17 protein-coding genes are annotated in these 19,609 nt (G+C 64.3%); 9 read left to right on the forward strand and 8 right to left on the reverse strand.

The window, feature by feature from the left end; all coding sequences use genetic code 11:
* Positions 1–12 precede the first annotated feature (12 nt).
* Positions 13–1,878, forward strand: a complete 1,866-nt coding sequence (locus VGN46_RS01910) for a DEAD/DEAH box helicase (protein WP_331640031.1) — start codon at positions 13–15, stop codon at positions 1,876–1,878.
* A gap of 100 nt (positions 1,879–1,978) precedes the next feature.
* On the opposite strand, the gene VGN46_RS01915 is transcribed toward VGN46_RS01910, so the two are convergent.
* Both VGN46_RS01915 and ypfJ read right to left on the reverse strand, forming a co-directional pair.
* Positions 1,979–2,320: a YkgJ family cysteine cluster protein gene (locus VGN46_RS01915; protein ID WP_331640033.1), complete on the reverse strand. Its 342-nt coding sequence runs from the start codon at positions 2,318–2,320 to the stop codon at positions 1,979–1,981.
* A 3-nt stretch (positions 2,321–2,323) separates the two neighbouring features.
* Positions 2,324–3,202: a KPN_02809 family neutral zinc metallopeptidase gene (ypfJ, locus tag VGN46_RS01920; RefSeq protein ID WP_331640036.1), complete on the reverse strand. Its 879-nt coding sequence runs from the start codon at positions 3,200–3,202 to the stop codon at positions 2,324–2,326.
* A 104-nt stretch (positions 3,203–3,306) separates the two neighbouring features.
* Here ypfJ and VGN46_RS01925 point away from each other — a divergent pair, with 104 nt between their 5' ends.
* A complete protein-coding gene (locus tag VGN46_RS01925; RefSeq protein WP_331640038.1) occupies positions 3,307–3,738 on the forward strand; it encodes an MAPEG family protein in 432 nt (143 codons plus the stop codon).
* Between the two features lie 95 nt (positions 3,739–3,833).
* On the opposite strand, the gene VGN46_RS01930 is transcribed toward VGN46_RS01925, so the two are convergent.
* A complete protein-coding gene (locus VGN46_RS01930) occupies positions 3,834–5,405 on the reverse strand; it encodes a TerC family protein (protein WP_331640040.1) in 1,572 nt (523 codons plus the stop codon).
* 122 nt (positions 5,406–5,527) lie between these two features.
* Between VGN46_RS01930 and VGN46_RS01935 the strand changes: the two genes are divergently transcribed.
* Complete coding sequence (locus tag VGN46_RS01935; RefSeq protein WP_331640042.1) at positions 5,528–6,301, forward strand: CPBP family intramembrane glutamic endopeptidase; 774 nt, start codon at positions 5,528–5,530, stop codon at positions 6,299–6,301.
* On the opposite strand, the gene VGN46_RS01940 is transcribed toward VGN46_RS01935, so the two are convergent.
* The gene (locus VGN46_RS01940; RefSeq protein ID WP_331640044.1) at positions 6,298–6,894 is read right to left on the reverse strand and encodes a class I SAM-dependent methyltransferase; all 597 of its coding nucleotides are present in this window, start codon (positions 6,892–6,894) and stop codon (positions 6,298–6,300) included. The two genes, VGN46_RS01935 and VGN46_RS01940, sit on opposite strands and share 4 nt — an antisense overlap.
* A 95-nt stretch (positions 6,895–6,989) precedes the next feature.
* Here VGN46_RS01940 and VGN46_RS01945 point away from each other — a divergent pair, with 95 nt between their 5' ends.
* From VGN46_RS01945 to VGN46_RS01955, 3 genes are all read left to right on the forward strand, one after another.
* Positions 6,990–7,289, forward strand: coding sequence for a hypothetical protein (locus VGN46_RS01945; protein ID WP_331640046.1), 300 nt, complete (start codon positions 6,990–6,992; stop codon positions 7,287–7,289).
* A gap of 156 nt (positions 7,290–7,445) precedes the next feature.
* Positions 7,446–8,966 (forward strand): DUF1800 domain-containing protein, encoded by a 1,521-nt coding sequence (locus VGN46_RS01950; RefSeq protein ID WP_331640048.1) that lies wholly within the window; start codon positions 7,446–7,448, stop codon positions 8,964–8,966.
* Between the two features lie 9 nt (positions 8,967–8,975).
* Positions 8,976–10,166 carry a DUF1501 domain-containing protein gene (locus VGN46_RS01955; RefSeq protein WP_331640050.1) on the forward strand — a complete coding sequence of 397 codons (1,191 nt, stop codon included), beginning with the start codon at positions 8,976–8,978 and terminating at the stop codon, positions 10,164–10,166.
* Positions 10,167–10,259: 93 nt separating this feature from the next.
* On the opposite strand, the gene VGN46_RS01960 is transcribed toward VGN46_RS01955, so the two are convergent.
* The 3 genes from VGN46_RS01960 to VGN46_RS01970 all read right to left on the reverse strand — a co-directional run bounded on the left by VGN46_RS01960 (position 10,260) and on the right by VGN46_RS01970 (position 15,342).
* Entirely contained in the window at positions 10,260–12,077 is a 1,818-nt protein-coding gene (locus VGN46_RS01960; protein ID WP_331640052.1) for a glycoside hydrolase family 15 protein, read from the reverse strand.
* 70 nt (positions 12,078–12,147) lie between these two features.
* Positions 12,148–14,376 (reverse strand): DUF5916 domain-containing protein, encoded by a 2,229-nt coding sequence (locus VGN46_RS01965; RefSeq protein ID WP_331640054.1) that lies wholly within the window; start codon positions 14,374–14,376, stop codon positions 12,148–12,150.
* Positions 14,377–14,454: 78 nt separating this feature from the next.
* The gene (locus VGN46_RS01970) at positions 14,455–15,342 is read right to left on the reverse strand and encodes a LysR family transcriptional regulator (protein ID WP_331640057.1); all 888 of its coding nucleotides are present in this window, start codon (positions 15,340–15,342) and stop codon (positions 14,455–14,457) included.
* 103 nt (positions 15,343–15,445) lie between these two features.
* Here VGN46_RS01970 and VGN46_RS01975 point away from each other — a divergent pair, with 103 nt between their 5' ends.
* The gene (locus VGN46_RS01975; RefSeq protein ID WP_331640059.1) at positions 15,446–16,867 is read left to right on the forward strand and encodes an aldehyde dehydrogenase family protein; all 1,422 of its coding nucleotides are present in this window, start codon (positions 15,446–15,448) and stop codon (positions 16,865–16,867) included.
* A gap of 166 nt (positions 16,868–17,033) precedes the next feature.
* Entirely contained in the window at positions 17,034–17,951 is a 918-nt protein-coding gene (locus VGN46_RS01980) for a peptidylprolyl isomerase (RefSeq protein WP_331640061.1), read from the forward strand.
* A gap of 78 nt (positions 17,952–18,029) precedes the next feature.
* Here the strand turns inward: VGN46_RS01980 and VGN46_RS01985 are convergent, their stop codons facing one another.
* Positions 18,030–18,851: a DUF3014 domain-containing protein gene (locus VGN46_RS01985; RefSeq protein ID WP_331640063.1), complete on the reverse strand. Its 822-nt coding sequence runs from the start codon at positions 18,849–18,851 to the stop codon at positions 18,030–18,032.
* Positions 18,852–19,131: 280 nt separating this feature from the next.
* Between VGN46_RS01985 and VGN46_RS01990 the strand changes: the two genes are divergently transcribed.
* Positions 19,132–19,542: an ExbD/TolR family protein gene (locus tag VGN46_RS01990; RefSeq protein ID WP_331640065.1), complete on the forward strand. Its 411-nt coding sequence runs from the start codon at positions 19,132–19,134 to the stop codon at positions 19,540–19,542.
* Positions 19,543–19,609 lie beyond the last annotated feature (67 nt).

Here is a 19,609-nt window from a genome sequence, read left to right on the forward strand (position 1 = left end):
CCCGAGGCTGCCATGACATCCCCCGATACTAATAACGCTCCGGCCATGCCCGGTTTCAGCGCGCTCGCGCTCGACGAAAAAGTCGTCCGCGCCCTGATCGACGTGGGTTACGAGACCCCTTCCCCGATCCAGGCCGCCACCATCCCGCCGCTGCTCGAAGGCCGCGACGTGATTGGTCAGGCCCAGACAGGCACCGGCAAGACCGCGGCTTTCGCGCTCCCGGTGCTTTCGCGCATCGACGTGAAACCCGGCAAGCCCCAGGCGCTGGTGCTCGCACCGACGCGTGAGCTGGCCATCCAGGTGGCTGAGGCCTTCCAGAAATACGCCACGTACCTGCCGGGCTTCCAGGTCCTGCCGATCTACGGCGGCCAGAGCTATGGTCCGCAGCTGCAGGGCCTGAAGCGCGGCGCGCAGATCGTGGTCGGCACCCCTGGCCGCATCATCGACCACCTCGACAAGGGCACGCTGGATCTTTCCGCCCTGAAGTTCGTGGTGCTGGATGAGGCCGACGAAATGCTGCGCATGGGCTTCATCGACGATGTCGAGAAGCTGCTGCAGGCTACGCCGGAAGGCCGCCAGGTCGCGCTGTTCTCCGCGACCATGCCGTCGCCGATCCGTCGTATCGCCCAGACTTACCTGAAAAACCCGGTCGAGATCACGATCAAGAACAAGACCACGACCGCGGCGAACATCCGCCAGCGTTACTGGTGGGTCAGCGGCGTGCACAAGCTCGATGCGCTCACCCGCATTCTCGAGGCGGAAAGCTTCGACGCGATGATCGTGTTCACCCGCACCAAGTCGGCCACCGAAGAGCTCGCCAGTAAGCTGCAGGCACGTGGTTTCGCGGCCGCCGCAATTAATGGCGACATGGCGCAGGCGCAGCGTGAGCGCGTGATCGAGCAGCTGAAGAACGGCAAGCTCGACATCCTGATCGCTACCGACGTGGCCGCTCGCGGCCTCGACGTGGAGCGCATCAGCCATGTGCTGAACTACGACATCCCGCACGACACCGAGTCGTACGTGCACCGCATCGGCCGTACCGGCCGCGCGGGCCGCAACGGCGAGGCCATCCTGTTCGTCACGCCGCGTGAAAAGAACCTGCTCCGCCAGATCGAGCGCGCGACGCGTCAGCCGATCGAGCAGATGCAGCTGCCGACCATCGAGGCGGTGAACGATACGCGCGTGAATAAGTTCAACCAGCGCATCGTCGATACGCTGGCCGCCGGCGACCTGGGCATGTTCCAGCAGCTGGTGGAGAAGTTTGAGCAGGAGAAGAACGTGCCGGCGGTCGAGATCGCCGCGGCACTGGCCAAGATCGCCCAGGGCGACCAGCCGCTGTTGCTTGAGCCACCAGCGAAGCGCGAGTACACCGAGCGCCCGCCGCGCGAGTACGACCGCGAGCGTCCGCAACGTGATTTCGACCGTGACCGTGGCCCGCGTGATGGCGGTGACTTCGGTGATCGTCGCCCGGTGCGCGAGGGCATGCGCCAGCCACGTCCGCACGCGACCGAAGCGGGCAAGAAGACCTATCGCATCGAAGTGGGCCACGAGCACGGCGTGAAGCCGGGCAACATCGTGGGCGCGATCGCGAACGAGGGTGGTGTCGAGGCCAAGTTCATCGGCCGCGTGAGCATCCGTGATGATTACAGCCTGATCGATCTGCCGGATGGTATGCCGGCGGAGACGTTCAATCACCTGAAGAAGGTGTGGGTGGCGCAGCAGCAGCTGAAGATTGCCGAGTGGGATGGCACGGAGCAGCCGCAGAGCGGTGGCCCGTCGCAGCGCCCGCGCGGTAATTTCCGCCCGCAGGGTGCCCGCTCGGGCGGCCCCGGCGGCGCGGGTGGCGGCAAGCCGCCGCGCCGTAAGCGCGATTACTGATCGACTGAAAAGCCCGGCGAAAGCCGGGCTTTTTCTTCGTCGTACCGTCGGCGATCGCGCGCAAGCGCGCTCCTACACGAGATCTGCGGTAGCAACACCCTTAAGCGAAGTCCGCCGGCGTCAGTGGCTGCATGCCATGTTTTACGCGTGCCTTATCGCATTGCGGGCTGGGGGTGCCATCTTCCCAGGCCGGCTTCAGCTCGTGACATGGCGAGGGCCGGACTTCATAGACGCCGCAATGCGCCGCCACGCCGATGTCCCCAACCAGCGACTTACAGCGCGGCTCATACGCGTTCGTGCCATGCATATTCACCCGGTGCGGATCCAGGTGCTCGGTCAACGCAGCCGGCGTGATGCCGCCGGCGGCGTCCGTTTCCATCCAGTGAAAGGCGACGCGAAACGTCGCGCAGCATGCGCCACAGCGCAGGCAAGGGTGAGTCATACGTCAGATCGAACCTGAAAAAGTGTTGCACTTGCCAATATCACCCGACTCAAAGCCGGTCTTAAACCACTTCACACGTTGCGCCGACGTACCGTGCGTAAACGAATCCGGCACCACACGCCCCTGCGACTGCTCCTGCAGCGCATCGTCGCCGATCGCCGTTGCCGCATTCATCGCCGACTCGATATCACCCGCCTGCAACCAATGCTGGCGCTGCTGCGAATGATTCGCCCACACGCCCGCGAAACAATCCGCCTGCAACTCCTGGCGCACGGAAAGGCCGTTCGCGCCCTCCATGCGTGCACCGCGCTGGCGCGCCTGGTTCACCTTGTCGAACACACCCACGAGGTTCTGCACATGGTGGCCCACCTCATGCGCGATCACATAAGCCCGCGCGAAGTCACCTGATTCGTGGAACTGCTGTTGCATCTGCTGGAAGAAACCCAGGTCGAGGTACACACGGTGGTCGCCCGGGCAGTAGAACGGGCCTACCGCCGAGGATGCCGAACCGCAGGCCGTACGCACGCCATTGCGGAACAACACCAACTTCGGCTGCTCGTACTTCTGGCCATTCGCCGCGAAAATCTCGCCCCAGGTGTCCTCGGTCTCGCCCAGGATCGCGCGCACGAAATCCACCTGGGGGTCATTGGATTCGGCGGGCTGCGCCTGGCGCTGCGCCTCGGCCTGCGGGGGCGCCATGGCACCGCCACCATCCTGATTCAGCAGTGCGGTCGGGTCCTTGTAGAACACCAGGCCCAGGATCGCCAGCAGGATGATGCCGCCGACGCCTAGCCCCCGGCCCCCGCCGAAGGACTGACCGCCACCCCCGCCCGCGCCAGCGTCTTCCACGTTATCGCTTCTACGGCCTTTTCCCCAAAGCATGGCGTTCTCTCCCTACCCGCGGGCCCCCGCGAGACATGGTCGGCATGATCGCACGGACGGTTGCCGGTAAACTCTGGGGTTTGCGTCGTCCCCCGGATCGTTTCATGAACAGTCAGCTCCCCGCCGTCGTCACCCTGTTAACCCTGCTCCTGATGTTCTTCACGGTCTGGTCCGTGGGCCGTGCCCGTAGCCGCTATGGGATCAAGGCACCGGCCATTTCGGGCGATCCGGCGTTTGAGCGGGCCTGGCGGGTGCAGATGAACACGCTGGAAAACGCCACGATGTTCATCCCGGCGCTCTGGCTGGCTGCGCAGTACGTCGATCCGCTCTGGGCGGGTATTGCCGGGCTGATCTGGCTGCTTGGGCGCGTGTGGTACGCCGTGTCCTATCTGCGCGATGCCTCACGCCGTGGGCCGGGTTACATGGTTTCGATGATCGCCTGGGCCGCGCTGATGCTGATGGCCGCAGGCGGGATTGGCATGGCGATCATGGAGAACAACGCGGCGCCGGCCGAGGATGCGGCGCAGGCCGGCTAATCATCTTGTAGGAGCGCGCTGGGATTGCGCGTTTATCCCCTCTTCGGGGGCGATGGGTCCTTCGAGCACCCATCGCGCGCAAGCGCGCTCCTACATTAGTCGTCCAGGGTGGCGAGCTTTACGACGCGCACGCGCTGGATGCGGGCGCCATCCATCGCAGTGACTTCGAAGGCCAGGCGCTCGCTTTCGAAGGTGTCGCCCACGCCTGGCAGGCGGCCGAGCTGCTGCAGCACAAATCCGGCAAGAGTGGCGAAGCTGCCTTCGCTGGCACCGGGCAGCCGGTGACCGAGCAGGTGCTCGACACGGCGAACGTCCAGGCTGGCATCGAGTAGCCACGCGCCATCAGGTTCGCTGACCGCGGAGGGGTCGCCCTCGCCGCTTTCATGCGGGAACTCGCCAGCGATCGTCTCGAGCACATCGGCCGGAGTGACCAGGCCGAGGATGCTGCCGTACTCATCGACCACCAGGGCCACTTGCAACGGCGCGCGACGAAACTCGTCGATCAGGCGCAGGACGCTCAGCGATTCCAGCACGGTGATCGGCTTGCGCACCGCGGTTTCCGTGACCAGGCGGCCATGTTCGGTCAGGCTGGCCAACAGGTCACGCGAGGAGGTCACGCCGACCAGTTCATCAAGATCGCCGTTCGCCACGAGCATCCAGTGGTGTGCGGATTCACGCGCTTCGGTGAGCAGGTTAGGCAGCTCATCAGAGGGATCGACCCAGACGATTTCGGTGCGCGGGGTCATGATCGAACGCACCGGGCGCTGGGACAGATCCAGCACGCCCTGCACCATTTCCAACTCGTCCCTTCCGAACACCGCCGGTTCGGCCTGTTCCGTGGCCGGCGCCTTCTTGCCTTCGCCTTCTTCGTCCGTACTGCCGCCCAGCAGGCGCAGCACGGCCTTGGCGGTACGGTCGCGCATCAGCCGACCGCCGAGCAGCAGCGAGCGGCGTCGGTTGCGGCGCATGGTCTGGTTGAACGCCTCGATCATGATCGAGAAGCCGATCGCGGCGTACAGGTAACCCTTCGGGATATGGAAACCGAACCCTTCAGCGATGAGGCTGAAACCGATCATCAACAGGAACGACAGGCACAGGATGATCACCGTGGGCCGCGCGTTCACGAACGTGGTGAGCGGTTTGCTGGCGGTGATCATCAGCGCCATGGCCACGACCACACCGATCATCATGATCGAAAGGTGGTCGACCATGCCGACCGCGGTAATGACCGAATCGAGCGAGAACACCGCGTCGAGGATGACGATCTGCGCCACGGTGAGCCAGAAACTGGCCTTGCGCGCGCCCTTGGCCGAATGCTCGTCGGCAGCCTCGAGCCGCTCGTGCAGCTCCAGCGTGGCCTTGAACAACAGGAAGGCGCCACCGATCAGCAGGATCAGGTCGCGCCAGGACAGCCCGAAGCCGTTCCACTGGAACAAGGGTTTTGTCAGGGTGACCAGCCAGGACATGGCCGCCAGCAGGCCCAGGCGCATCAGCAGTGCGAGGCCAAGACCCATCAGCCGCGCCTGGTCGCGCTGGCGGTTGGGCAGTTTGTCGGCGAGGATCGCGACGAACACGAGGTTGTCGATACCGAGGACGATCTCCAGCACGATCAGCGTGAGAAGACCCGCCCAGGCCGAAGGGTCGGCTAACCAGTCGAATGCAAACATGGGACGGCGCCAGGGGCGCCACCTTTCCTCCTTTAGTGACCGGTGACTATACAGGGCAAATGTGAAGGTCTGTGCCGGAAGGCATCGTTGCGCGGGCGGAAGGCGCTCGGCTACGTTGGCGTATGCCTAACGATCCTGCCTTTCCGCCCATGCCCGCCGCGACCTTGCCCGAAGCCCCTCCACGGCGGCCAGGCCCCGGCTGGGGCGAGACAATTCTCATCATCGCGGCGTATTTCGCGCTCCAGTTCATCCTGGGGGGCGGCCTGGCGTGGCTTTCGCAGAGCCTGGCGAAGGCCTTCCCCGATAACGTGCCCGGAGCGGGCGACCGGCTGGTCATCGTCGTCATCCTGACCCTGGCCGGGGCGGCGGCCGTCACCCTCAGCCTGGTCACCCGGCGCTGGGGCGCGCTCTTGCGCGAAGGCGGCCCCGCTGGCTTTGGGTTCACACCCCCCACGGGCGTCCAGATGGTCTTCGGCGCCGTGCTGGGTATCGTGGCGCCCGTGATCGGCGGCCTGCTGACCCAAATGCTTGCCAACGGCCACGAGGTGAGCCAGTCGGTCAGTCAGCTCGCGGATAACGCCCATGTCGGGATGCGCGTGGCCCTGCTTCCGATCGCCATACTGGTCGGCCCGCTCGTCGAGGAGGTGCTGTTCCGTGGCGCCTTGCTGGCCTTGCTCCGCACGCGCTTCGGCGACGGCTGGGCCATCGCCCTTTCGGCCGTGTTCTTTGGCGTGATCCACCTACCCGACCTGGGTGGGCTCTGGTACGCCGTCCCTAACCTGATCCTGGTCGGCGCCTTCTGCGCGTGGCTGCGGGTCCGCAGCGGTTCGATCTGGCCAGCGCTCGCCTGCCACGCGGCCAACAATGCGTTGGCCACGATGGCCTGGTTCAGTTAAAGCCGCTCCAGCGACGCCACCATGCGCGCCAGCCGTGGGCTTGCGTAGCACTGCGAGCCCACCGGGATCAGGCCGACCTTGTCGAACTCGCCCCGGTACCAACTGGCGCTACGGCCGTAGAAGGCCTCGCGATCGCCGCCGGGATCATCCGCGCGGGTATAGGCCTCGAGGAACGCCAGCCCCTCGACCATCTCGCCAATACCCGTGAGTCCGGCGCGGATCTCCGCCGGCTTCAGGTAATGCAGGACGTCCGTACAGACAATCAGGTCGAAGCGTGTATCAAAGCGCAACTCGGCCAGCTGGCCAAACCGGGCATAACCGATGTTGCGTGAGCGGCCGTAACGGGCCACGGCATACTCGCTGGCCTCCAGGCCGCGGTACTCGATGCCCGGGCGCAGGCGGCGCAGCACGGCCCGCCACGGGGCCTCGCCACAGCCGATGTCCAGCACATTGCGGACCGGGCGTCCAAGATAGAACTCGGCCTGGCCCAGCACCATGGCAACCTTGCGGGTGAGCTCCGCAGTGTTGCGCACGGCATGGTCCGCACTGCGGTACCACTTGTCGAAATAGGCCTGGTCGTAGGTCTTGGGCATCGTGCGTATCCCGTCGAAAACACTCATCGTACCGGGCGTACACTTCCAGCACACGCCCGCGGCCGCATCTTTGCCCCATTGCACAGGAGAGCCCCATGCCCCGCATCCAGCTCCGCATCACCGGCGACCGTGATGTCTTCGACGATGTGATCAACGCCATCCACGGCCTTGACCGGATCGAATACGTCGAAGAGATCGATGATTTCGGCAGCGACATCCGCGACGATTCCAGCTCGCTCGACTTGTCGGATGACGTCGCATCAAAGACCTATACGGTCGAGATCGAAGTGCCCAACGACAAGGTGGGCGAACGCGTGCGCGAAGTGGCCGAGGAAACCGCAGGCACCCGCGAAGCCGCCATCGAATTCGTCTACCCCGACGAAAACGAAATCTAGCCTCATCCCGACCGGCAACCCGCTCCCCTGTAGGAGCGCGCTTGCGCGCGATGGCCCGAAACGAAAGGCCAAACTGTGAACCATCGCCAACCCCGCAAGTAAACCCCATCTATCCTCCCCCGTTTGAGGCTTACCGCGCCTCGAACGGAGACCCCGATGCGATCGCTCCCCACGGCTGCCCTGGCCGCCCTGCTCTGCCTGGCAGGTGCCCTCCCCGCCGCCGCCGCGGAAAAGCCGCTATCGCAAGAAGACGCGGCCTGGCTTGATCGCGTCACCTTCGGCATCGATAGCGCCACGGTCGCCCGCTACCGCGAGCTCGGCCGGCGCCACTTCCTCGAGGCCCAGTTGCACCCGAAAGGCGATGGCCTGCCCCAACCGATCGCAGCGCAGATCGCGGCCTTCGATGTCATGAAAACGCCGACCAGCACCTTGCTCGCCCAAGTCCGCGACCAGTACCGCGAGATCAAGGACATGCCGGATGGCGACGCCAAGCAAGAAGCGCGCAAGGCCCTGCAGAAGCAAGGCAACCAGTACGCGCAGCAGGCCCAGGCGGCCGAACTGCTACGCGCGGTCTACGATGAAAACCAGCTGCGCGAACAGCTGGTGTGGTTCTGGCTGAACCATTTCAGCGTGTTCCAGAACAAGGGCCGGGTACGCTGGCTGGTCGCGGATTACGCGCAGAACACCATCCGTCCGCACGCGCTGGGCAAATTCCGCGATCTGGTCATGGCAACGCTGAAAAGCCCGGCCATGCTCGAATACCTGGATAACGCCCAGAATGCGCGCGACAAGATCAACGAGAACTATGCGCGCGAGCTGATGGAACTGCATACGCTGGGCGTCAACAGTGGCTACAGCCAGGCAGATGTGCAAAGCCTCGCGCGCGTGCTCACCGGCGTGGGCGTGAACTTCGACGGACAACCGCGCAAACTGCGTCGTGACCTGCAGCCGTACTACCTGCAGGAAGGCGTCTTCGAGTTCAATCCGAATCGCCACGATTTCAGCGACCAGGTCCTGCTGGGCAAAACCCTCAAGGGCGGAGGCTTCGATCAAGTGGAAAAGGCCGTGGACCTGATCGTCAGCCAACCTGCCTGCGCCACGTTTATCGCCACCCAGCTCGCCCGGTACTTCGTTTCGGATAACCCACCACCCTTGCTCGTCGCGGCCATGGCGAAGACATTCCGGAAAAGCGATGGCGATATCGCCGCGGTGATGGACACCATGCTGACGTCGAAGGAGTTCACGGCGTCGCTCGGTAAACGTTACAAGGACCCCACCCAGTTTCTCGTCTCGACCATGCGCCTCGCCTACGATGGCAAGCCGGTGGAAAACCCACGGCCGCTGGTGAACTGGATCAACCAGCTCGGCCAGGCGCCGTTCGGTCGGATCACCCCGGATGGCTGGCCGATGCTGGATTCGGAGTGGTCCAGCTCCGGCCAGGTGGCGAAGCGTTTTGAAATCGCCCGAGCGATCGGCAGCGGCGCCAATCACCTCTTCGACCTGGACGAAGCGGGTACCCGCAGCGTGGGCGGTTTCCCCCAACTCACCACGCCGACTTATTACGCCACGATCGAACCGACACTGGGCCCGAAGACGCGCAACGCGCTGTCGCAAGCCACGTCGCAGCAGGAATGGAACACCTTCCTGCTCGCCTCACCCGAATTCAACTACCGCTGAGGTTCCGCCATGGACCGCCGCCAGTTCCTCTTCACGCTTGCCGCTACCGTGCCCGCGCTCACCCTGGGTGGCAAGGTGTTTGCCGCACCGGCCAGCTCGCCACGCTTCCTGCTCGTGTTCCTGCGTGGCGGCTACGATGCCAACAACCTGCTCGTGCCGTACGCAAGCGACTTCTACTACGAGTCGCGTCCCAACATCGCCCTGGCGAGGCCAACAGCGGGGGATCCGAAGTCCGTTCGCGCGCTCGATACGAGCTGGGCGATCGCACCGGCGGTCACGCAGACCATGGGTCCGCTCTGGGACAAGAAACAGCTGGCCTTCATCCCCTTCGCCGGCACCGACGATCTCTCGCGCAGCCACTTCGAAACGCAGGACAACATCGAGTCAGGCGAAGGCGGCGATGCGCGCAGCTACGCGTCCGGTTTCATGGGCCGGCTGAGCGGGGTGCTACGCGGCGTACCGCCGATCGCCTTCACCGACGCCCTGCCCCTGTCCTTCCGGGGCGCGGGCGACGTCCCGAACATCTCGCTGAAGGGCGGTGGCAAGGCCGTGTTCGATGATCGCCAGTCCAGGATCCTGGCCAGCATGTATGAAGGGACGCCGTTACAGGCGGCCGCGACCGATGGATTGCAGCTGCGACAGCAAGTGGCACAGGACCTTCAGTCGGAAATGGTCGCCGCGAGCCGCGGCGCGGTGAACGCGCGCGGCTTCGCCCAGCAAGGACAGCGCATGGCCACCCTGATGAAGGATAAATTTCGCCTTGGATTTGTCGATGTAGGGGGTTGGGATACGCACGTGAACCAGGGCGGCGCCGATGGCCAGCTCGCCAACAACCTCGACAACCTTTCGCAGGGTCTGGTGGCATTCGCGGATGGTCTTGGCGAGGCCGAGTGGAACAACACCGTCGTGGTCGTCGTATCGGAGTTCGGCCGGACCTTCCGCGAGAACGGAAACAAGGGTACCGACCACGGCCACGGTACGACGTACTGGGTGTTGGGTGGCAAGGTAAACGGGGGCCGCGTAGCGGGTAACCAGATCGCGATCCATGCGGGCAGTCTGCTGCAGAACCGCGATTACCCGGTGCTAAACAATTATCGCGATGTGTTGGGCGGGTTGATGAAGCGCATGTATGGCTTGTCTGAAACCAATGTCGGCACGGTGTTTCCCGCGGCGAAACCGCGCGATTTTCAGCTCGTGTGAGCCATCGCGCGCAAGCGCGCTCCTACACGGGGAGAGGCAGCGGGGGCCCTTGTAGGAGCGCGCTTGCGCGCGATTCCGGTGACACATCCGCGCTCAAGGCTGCCAAACCTGCCCGCCCGGATCCGACAGCTGCCGGTCCAGGTAATACGCTGCGCTGATGAACGCGAGGTGGGTCAGCGCCTGGGGGAAGTTACCGAGCTGATCCCCACGCAAACTCAACTCCTCCGAGAACAACCCGAGGTGGTTCGCATAGCGCACACCCCGCGCCATGATCTCACGTGCTTCATACAGGCGGCCGGCGCGGGCCAGACACTCGACATACCAGAACGTGCAGGTCGTGAAAGCGCCCTCGCCGCCGTCAAGGCCATCGGCATTGCGGTAGCGGAACACTAACCCATCATCGGTGAGGTGGTCGCGGATCGCGTCCAGCGTGGCGAGCCACACCGGATCGGTCGCAGAGACGAAGCGCACCAGCGGCATCATGAGCAGGGAGGCGTCCAGGTCGGTGCCACCCTCGGTCTGCACGAAGTAACCTTTCTCCGCGTGGCGGAAGTTGGCCCAGATGTCCTCGGCGATGCGGTCACGCTCCGCGGCCCATTCCACCACCGGCCCTGGCAGGGAACGTTTAACGGCGAGGCGAACCGCCCGGTCCAGCGCCACCCAGCACATCAGGCGTGAATGCAGGAAATGCCGTGGTTTGTCGCGGATCTCCCAGATGCCCTCGTCCGCATCGCCCCAGTGCCGCGACACATGGTCGACCATGCGCCGCACATGCCGCCACCCCGCGTGACTGGAGGCCGTGCCGTACTTGTTAGCGAGGTACAGGCTATCCATCAACTCGCCATAGATATCGAGCTGCGTCTGCGTGCGCGCGGCGTTGCCAATGCGCACCGGCTGCGACCGGGCATAGCCTGCCAGGTGGTCGAGCGTCGATTCCTGGCGCGCCTCGCTGCCATCGATCGCATACATGATCCGTAGCGATGCGTGCTTATCCAACGCGGCGAGGCGGTCTTCGGTCCATTGGCGGAAGTGCTCGGCCTCATCAATGAAACCGAGGCGCATGAAGGCATACACCGTGAATGACGCATCGCGCATCCAGGTCGCGCGGTAATCCCAGTTGCGCTCTGCGCCCGTGGCTTCCGGCAAGCCGAACGTCGCTGCGGCCGCGACCGAACCGAATTTGTGTGAAGTGAGCAGCTTCAGCACCAGGGCGGAACGATCGACCTGTTCGCGCCAACGACCTTTGTAAGTAGAGCGCCGCATCCAGCGACGCCATGCATCCGCGGTGGATGCATACGCGGTCTCGCATTCTTCTACGGTGAGCGGATCGTGCTCTTCGTCGCCGAGTGTGAACCATGCGTACTCGCCCGGCCCCAACGTGAAGCACGCTTCCACCTCGCCATCGCCTATCGATAATGGCACCGTGGCCGCCAGGCGCAGCGAATGCTTGCTGGCATGGAACACAGCGGTATCCCCATAGGTTTCAACCTCGGGCACCTCGCGTGCGTAGTTGAAGCGCGGCCGACAACACACTCGTAGATCTACCCTGCCCCGGGTCACGCGGACACAGCGCAGCAAGGCCCGCGGGACGCGCACCTCCGCCTCCGGATGCGGCATGAAATCGGAAAGCTCCACACTGCCAGCCTCCGACATCCAGCGGGTGATCAGCACGTTGGTCTCAGGCACATAGAGCTGCATGCGGCGCGGATCATCCAGCACCGGCGCCACGCTGAATTCGCCGCCTTTCCCAGGATCGAGCAAGGCGGCAAAGATCGTCGGACTATCGATATGTGGCCAGCACATGAAATCCACGGTGCCATCGCTGGCCACCAAAGCCGTGGTATCCAGGTCGCCGACGATGCCGTGGTCGCCTATATGGCGTCCAGGAACGGGGTTGGCTACGGGTGGCACGGCCTGCGTCTCCTTCACCGGGTTGGGTGAAGGAATGCCACGTCATACGTGAAGGTTTGGCGGAGGCCGCTCAGAACTCCAGGCGGTAGGCCACCTTCACCAGGCCCTCGTTCACATCCTTCAGCGAGAAGCCATGGCGGAACTGCGAATCGACTTCGTCGTTCGTATCCTGCTCGTAGCCGCCGCGGTTGTAGACGATGTAGAGGTTGGATAGCGGCGCGATCTCGTAGCGATAGCGCACCTGGAAACCGAGGTTGGCGACGCCGAGGCCATCGACCGGCTCATTGCTGGGCATGGCGTGGCCGGTACGATCGATCTCGTAGGCGCCACGCAGCCTGGCGCCCACAGCCAGGGTCTGCAGTTTCACGCGCAGTTCCTGGCGGTTGCCAAAGTTCCAGTTCACGCCACTGTCGATGCCCACCGTGCGGCCATCGTAGGAACCGACCAGGTTGTCGTGCTGCCAGATCAGCCAGTTCGGGTCCCACTCGTAGCTCGCGCCAGCAAAGATGCTGAAGGCATCCGTGATGAAGTACGTGGGCACGAACTTGAAGTAGTAGCCGAGACGGTGGAAGCCGGTGAGCTCGTTGCCGCTGATGTAGCCTTCGGCCTCCCAGCTCCAGCGGCCGATGCGTGGGCGTTCACGCTCATACTGCAGCTTCGCGGTGGGCGGATTGTGCATGGGGTTACCGCCGCGGGTGAGCAGATCGTCGTACGACGCGGTGAACCCATCCAGGCGCCAGAGCTCGGTCCCGCCATCCCTGCGATTGGCATTGAGCTGCACGCGGTAGCGCCGCTGCACGTTCAAACCTTCCGTGTTATCGATGCCGGAGAGGCGGTAGCGCCACAACAACGAGCTATACGCCGAATCCGCCGGCATGCTGGTCACACGCTGGCGCACTTCCCAATGCAGGTAGGCCATGTCGTTACGCGGCAGGTAGCCGAAATCGTTGATATCCAGGCGACGGCCGAAGTACATGCCGAGCCACTGCTGGGCCCAGGTGTCGTTCATCTGCCAGTACGCTACGCTGGTCGCGCCTGCGCCCGAGCTGTTCGCCTGCGGCTGGTCGATCTTGCTGCCGACGATGTTGCTGGTGATATTGAACGCTTCGTTCGGCTGCCAGCGGTGGTCGAAACCGAGGACGTTGGCATCGCGATCTTCGTACGGATGATTCACCCGCGTGGCGAGCATGCCGAAGCTCTGCGTATCCACGCTGCGCAGCAGGCGGAACGCGCCGAAGCTGCGCCCTGCATCGCCTTTCTCCTGCGCGGTGAGGATGCCGTAGCTGGTCTGGCCGACGCTGCCGTTGACCTTCACCGCTGCGGAAATATCGGCGGGACCGTGGCCATCATCCGCTTCACCACCGACGCGGCGCGTATAAACCAGCTGCGTATAGTCATCGAGCAGGCTGAAATCGAAAATGCCCTGGTTCTCGGTGAAGAACGGGCGCTTGTCGGTAAAGAAGGTTTCCTCCGGCGAGAAGTTCACGACGAGGTCATCGCTCTCCACCTGGCCAAAATCCGGATTGATCGTCGCGGTGAGCTGGGTCTGGCCGTTGGGCTTCCACAGGATGTCGGCGCCTTCCTGGAACGAGGCGCCGCCGTGGCCGTGCTCGACCTTGCCGACCACATACGGTGTCACAGCGAACAGCGTCTGCGTGTACGCCGGCATCTGCACCTTGTTGAACACCGAAAGAAAACGACCCTGGTCGAAACTCACCGCGGGCCATGCCATGCGTTCACCGGTGCTGCCGATCACGCGATCGATATAGAGGCCGATCGTGCGGGTATCGCCTTCCGGCTTGCGCATCTGCGCCACATACCACGGTATCAGCACTTCCACGCTGTAACCGTTGGCGTCCTCGGCGACCGCGTGGTCCCAGATGCCATCCCAGTCGTAGCTGAAATCGGATTCGTTGGTGATCACTTCGTCGGCGATGCCGCCGGTGGATTTCACCTCGAAATCGAAACCGGTGCGGCCATCGCCATCGAAATCCACCATGACGTTGATCCGATCGACCATGGCATCCTCGTCACGGCGCGCGGCCTGGCGCGAACGCGGGATGTCGGCGGACTGGGTCACCCGGATCGCCACCGCCAGGCCCTTTGGTGTCGAGAGCACCCACGCCTCAGTGGGCTGGGAACCCGGCTTGCCCGTGCGTGGCTGCGTCTGGCGGAAATCGGTGATGTGCTGCGCCCCTTGCCACTCGGCCGGATCGATGTGGCCATCGACCACCACATCCGCATGGGCGGCGGTGGAAGCGAGTGCCAGGGCAAGGAACAGCGTGAAGCGGCGGCGCATGCAAGATCCCCTCGTGAATTCCTGCGCTAGGATGCCTGCCGGTTCGCAAAGGTTTGCCATGACCAACGGCACGGGCGCCTAGGCTAGTTCCCTGATGAGGTCGATCAGGGCCCTGAGCGGGGCCGGTACGTGGCGGCGCCCGGGGTAATAAAGGGCGAGGCGATCGAAGGGTGGCGTCCATTCGCCCAGCACGTTCTCGAGGCGGCCCGCGTGGATGTCCGCCTCCACGTCGTACTCGCTGAGGTAGACCAGGCCGACTCCCGCCAGCGCGGCCTCACGGAGCAGACCTGGGTCGTCGAGGGTCACCATGCCGGGCACGTCGACGCTCGATGCTTCGCCGTGGCGCTCGAATTCCCAGTGGTAGATATGCCCCGAAGCCATGCGCGCGCGGACCGAAACGTGCCTGGCAAGATCGCCGGGACTTTCCGGGCGACCGTAGCGAGCAAAGTACGCGGGCGCGCCCACGACAAGATGACGGATGGGCGGGCCGAGCGGCACCGCGACCATGTCGCCCGGCACGATGTCCGTGGTGCGGAAACCGGCGTCGTAGCCGTCGCGGACGATGTCGATCATTTTGGCTTCGGTCACCAGTTCCACCTGCACCCGCGGATAGCGCTGCATGTACGGGATGAGCAGCGGCTGCATGAGCCTTCGCGCCGCGCCGCCCGAGGTGTTGAGGCGCAGGCTGCCGACGAGCTCGTCACTCGCCTCTCCGGCCCGGGCGATGGCATCGCGGATGCCAGACACCGCCGGGCCGATCTCTTCCACGAAGCGCGTCCCGGCGTCGGTAAGGCGGACGCTGCGGGTGGTGCGGTGGAACAGGCGCGTCCCGATCCGGGCTTCCAGGGCCGCCACCGACTGGCTCAGGGCGGAGGTCGACATCTCCAGCTCGGCCGCCGCGGCGCGGAAGCTGCCGTGCCTTGCCACGGCAAGCACGGCTTCGAGTTCGGTCAGGCCACTACGCATTGTCCGCCCCTACTTCATACCGCGTTCGGATTTATCCAGCTTATCAGGTCAATACCCCGTCCTCATCCTTGGGTGGTCACTGAACCGCACTGGAGACCTGCCCATGTATGACCTCAACCAGATGTATATCGACGGCACTTTCGTCACCCCGCACGGCGAGGAACGCTTCGAGCTGTTCAACCCGGCGACCGAAGCCGTGATCGGCACGGTCCGCCTGGCCGACGCGGAAGATGCCCGGCGCGCGATCGCCGCCGCGAAACGCGCCCTGCCCGGCTGGTCACGGACCACGTTGCCCGAACGCGCCGCCCTGCTGCGCCGGATGCACGCCGCGATCGCCGCGCGTGAAGATGAGTTGTTCGACGCGATCACCGAAGAATACGGCGCGCCCGTGTCGCGCTCGCGCTGGATGGCGCAGTACGCGGCCCAGGTGTTCCTCGATGCGATCCATGCGATGGAACACTTCACGTTCGAGCGCGATATGGGCATCGCCCATGTCGTCATGCAGCCCGTCGGCGTCGTCGGCCTGATCACGCCATGGAACGCCAATGCCAGCTTCATCACCGGCAAGCTGGCTTCCGCGCTCGCCACGGGCTGCACTGCTGTGATCAAGCCCAGTGAAATGAGCGCGCTGCAGACCCGCGTGGTCATGGAAGCGCTGCACGAAGCCTCCCCGCCGGCCGGTGTGTTCAACATCGTGACCGGACGCGGCGATGTCGTCGGCGCGGCCATCGTCGAAAGCCCTGATGTGCGCAAGGTGTCGTTTACCGGCTCTACGGCGGTCGGCAAGAGCATCCTCCGCGCCGCAGCGAGTGACATCAAGCGCGTGACACTGGAGCTCGGTGGCAAGTCGCCGACGATCATCCTTGACGATGCAGACTTCGCGACGGCCGTGCCGATGGCGATCCAGGCGGGCTTCATGAATAGCGGACAGGCGTGCATCGCCGGTACGCGCATCCTCGTGCCGCGTTCGCGTCTTTCGGAGTTTGAAGCACTTGCCGCCGCTGCCGTCAGCGCTTGCGTATCGGGCAACCCTACCAACCCTGAAACGGCGATTGGCCCGATGGTGAGCCAGAAGCAGTGGGATCGCGTGCAGTCGTACATCATCAAGGGCGTCGCCGAAGGCGCACGTCTGCTCGCCGGCGGCGTAGGCCGGCCGGAAGGCTATGAGCGCGGCTGGCTGGTACGCCCCACGTTGTTTACCGACGTGCGCAACGACATGACCATCGCCCGCGACGAAATCTTCGGACCCGTGCTCGCGATCATCGCGTACGGAGATGAAGAGGAAGCGATCGCCATCGCCAACGACACGAGCTACGGCCTCTCGGCGTACATCGCCACCGGTGACCTCGCACGTGGGGCACGTATCGCCGCCCGTATCGATTCCGGGCGGGTCATGGTGAACACCTTGACCCACGAGCCGAAGGCGCCGTTCGGCGGCTTCAAGCAGTCCGGCTTGGGCCGCGAAAACGGTGTGATCGGCCTGGAGGCTTACCTCGAGCCGAAGGCGATCATCGGACTCGCGTAAGTCACGGTGATGGTGACGCCGCGGCGGTTGTAGGAGCGCGCTTGCGCGCGATGGGTGCTCGCGACAGGGCCCAGGGTCCCCGCCAGACCCATAGCGCGCAAGCGCGCTCCTACAACCGCCGGCAGCCATGCTATTTTTCGGGGGCCAAACCACATCTGGGGATCCCATGCTCGCACGTACCTGCCTTGCGCTCGCCCTTGCCGCCGCGGTGGCGCTGCCCGCCCTTGCCGATGAGGCGAAGAAGTCGCCCACCGCCAAGGAGCTGCTGGCGAAGTCGACGCCAGCCGAATGGCGCACGCCGGATCCGCAGAACCTAGTTTATATGGATCTGCCGCAGGGCCGCGTCATTATCGAACTGGCCCAGGACTGGACCCCGGCGCACGCCGCGAACATCCGCACGCTCATCCGCGAACATTACTTCGATGGCACGCAGGTGATTCGCGTGCAGGACAACTTCGTCACCCAGTGGGGCGACGCCGACGGCGACGACAAGGCGAAGGCCAAGAGCATCGGCACGGCGAAAGAAACCCTGACCCCGGAGTTCACCCGCAAGGGTGGAAAGGCTTACCCGTTCACCAAGCTGGCCGATGGCGATGTCTACGCGCCGGAAGTGGGTTTCTCGGACGGCTTTCCGGTGGCCCGTGACCCGAAGGCCGGCGAGGCCTGGATTGCGCATTGCTACGGCACCGTGGGCGTCGCCCGCGATACCGGCGCCGAGACTGGTAACGGCAGCTCCCTCTACGCAATCATCGGCCAGGCCCCGCGCAACCTGGATCGTAATCTCGCCGTCGCCGGCAAGGTCATCAAGGGCATGGAGATCCTCTCCGCCTACCCGCGCGGTGGCGAGCCCATGGGCTTCTACGACAAGCCCGGGCAGCGCGTGACGATCAAGAGCGTCCGCCTGGCGGCTGATGTGCCGGAAGCAGAGCGCACCCCGATCCAGGTACTGCGTACCGACAGCAAGACCTTCGCCGCCGTGATCGATGCGAAGCGTAACCGCAAGGACGATTTCTATACCCGCCCGGCGGGAAAGATCGATCTTTGCAACATCAACGTGCCGGTACGCGATCCATCAAAAAAATGATGTCTTCTGTAGGAGCGCGCTTGCGCGCGATGGGGTTTGCGGCAAGCACCCATCGCGCGCAAGCGTGCTCCTACAGGGTTATTGCGAGCTGGCTGGCGCGTCGGCCACGATGGCTTCGCGCAGTGCGCGCAGCTTCGTCTTGAGCTTCGCTTCGTTATCAGTGCCCACGCGAATCATAAACTTCTGGCCTACCGAGAGCTGCTCGTAAGTCGGGTTGGCGTAGACATACCCCACCTTCTCCGGGAGCAACTGCAGCGTGCCCTTCGGTTCCGGCGCGGCGAGCAGGTGGTCGATGACCTCGATCAGGCGATCGTTGAAGTAGCCGTTGGTGCCGAGGTCGCGATAGGCGGACTGGAACAGCGGATAATTGCGCTTGTACCAGGCGGCAGCGGCCTTGGGGTTCACGTGGTCGGCCACGTACATATAGGTATCGTAGCGCTCGAGGTTCTTCTTCGATTCGACAAACATGCCGTCGTCGGACTGGACCTGAAAGCGGCCGGTTGGCGTGCGCAGCGGCAGGATGTTCATGCCAATCGTCTGCTTCGGCAGGGCATCGATGGTGGAAACCATGCGCGAGACGATGGCGTCGGGGCGCAGCAGGGACTTCAGCGCACCATCGCTGGTCAGTGCCATCAACCCGGCCATGATCACGTCATCGCTCTGATCCAGCGCAGGCAACGAGGCGGTGGAGGCGCCGGCCGGACCGATCGGATGTTGCGGCAGCGCCGCGTCGTGCACGGCCGCTGAGGGCAACGCAGACGACGCCGCGGCGACTGGCAGAGGCGGCTGGGTGGCATCCCGCGCCTGTTTCTCGCGGTACAGAAACACACCACCCAAGCCAACGATGGCGACGACCAACACGCCCGCCAACCACTTCGAACCCGACGACTGACTGCTCAAAACAAGGCACTCCGGTGAAACCAGCCCCCATGGGACTACGAATCAACCGGTTGGTTCAAGGTGGGTGGGTCAGGTTCGCTTCATGAATGACGACGTGAAGCACACAGAAGACAGGGCTGGTCCTGATCCGATTTTTCGGGCCCCATGCTTGACCCGCCGATCATGCACCCACGCAGCCTCTTGCGGGAAGTCCCCTTGGACACGGCATAGTCGGGCCGCCAGGCATCCCCCTATGGCCTGGCGTCAGGGCTCATCCACATCGAAAACGTCAGGAGGAAGTATGGCTTTCTCTACGAAGGTCGAGTCGTCCCCGATCGCCGGCATCAACGTCACCCCCTTGGTGGACGTGCTGCTGGTGTTGCTCATCATCTTTATGATTTCCGCGCCGGTCATCGCGCATAAGAACCGTGTCGACATGCCCATTGGGTCGTCCGAGGTCCACGAGCGGCCTGACCCGTTGCGGGTCACGATCGATCCGGGTGGCATGGTGTTCCTCAACGGCACGCTGGTGAGCGATGCCATGCTTGCAACGCAGTTGGATATCGCGACCAGCAAGGGCCGGGATGACGCGGCGAAGGTTCCGCATGTGGAACTGCATGCGCAGGACGAAGCCGCATACGACGATGTGGCACGCGTGCTCGCACTGGTGAAGGCGCACGGCGTGACCGGCATCGATTTCGCTTCGGATTAGCATCTTTTGTAGGAGCGCGCTTGCGCGCGATGGGTGCTCGCGACAAGACCCATCGCGCGCAAGCGCG

Source organism: Luteibacter sp. (genome assembly GCF_036500425.1).
GTDB lineage: Bacteria > Pseudomonadota > Gammaproteobacteria > Xanthomonadales > Rhodanobacteraceae > Luteibacter.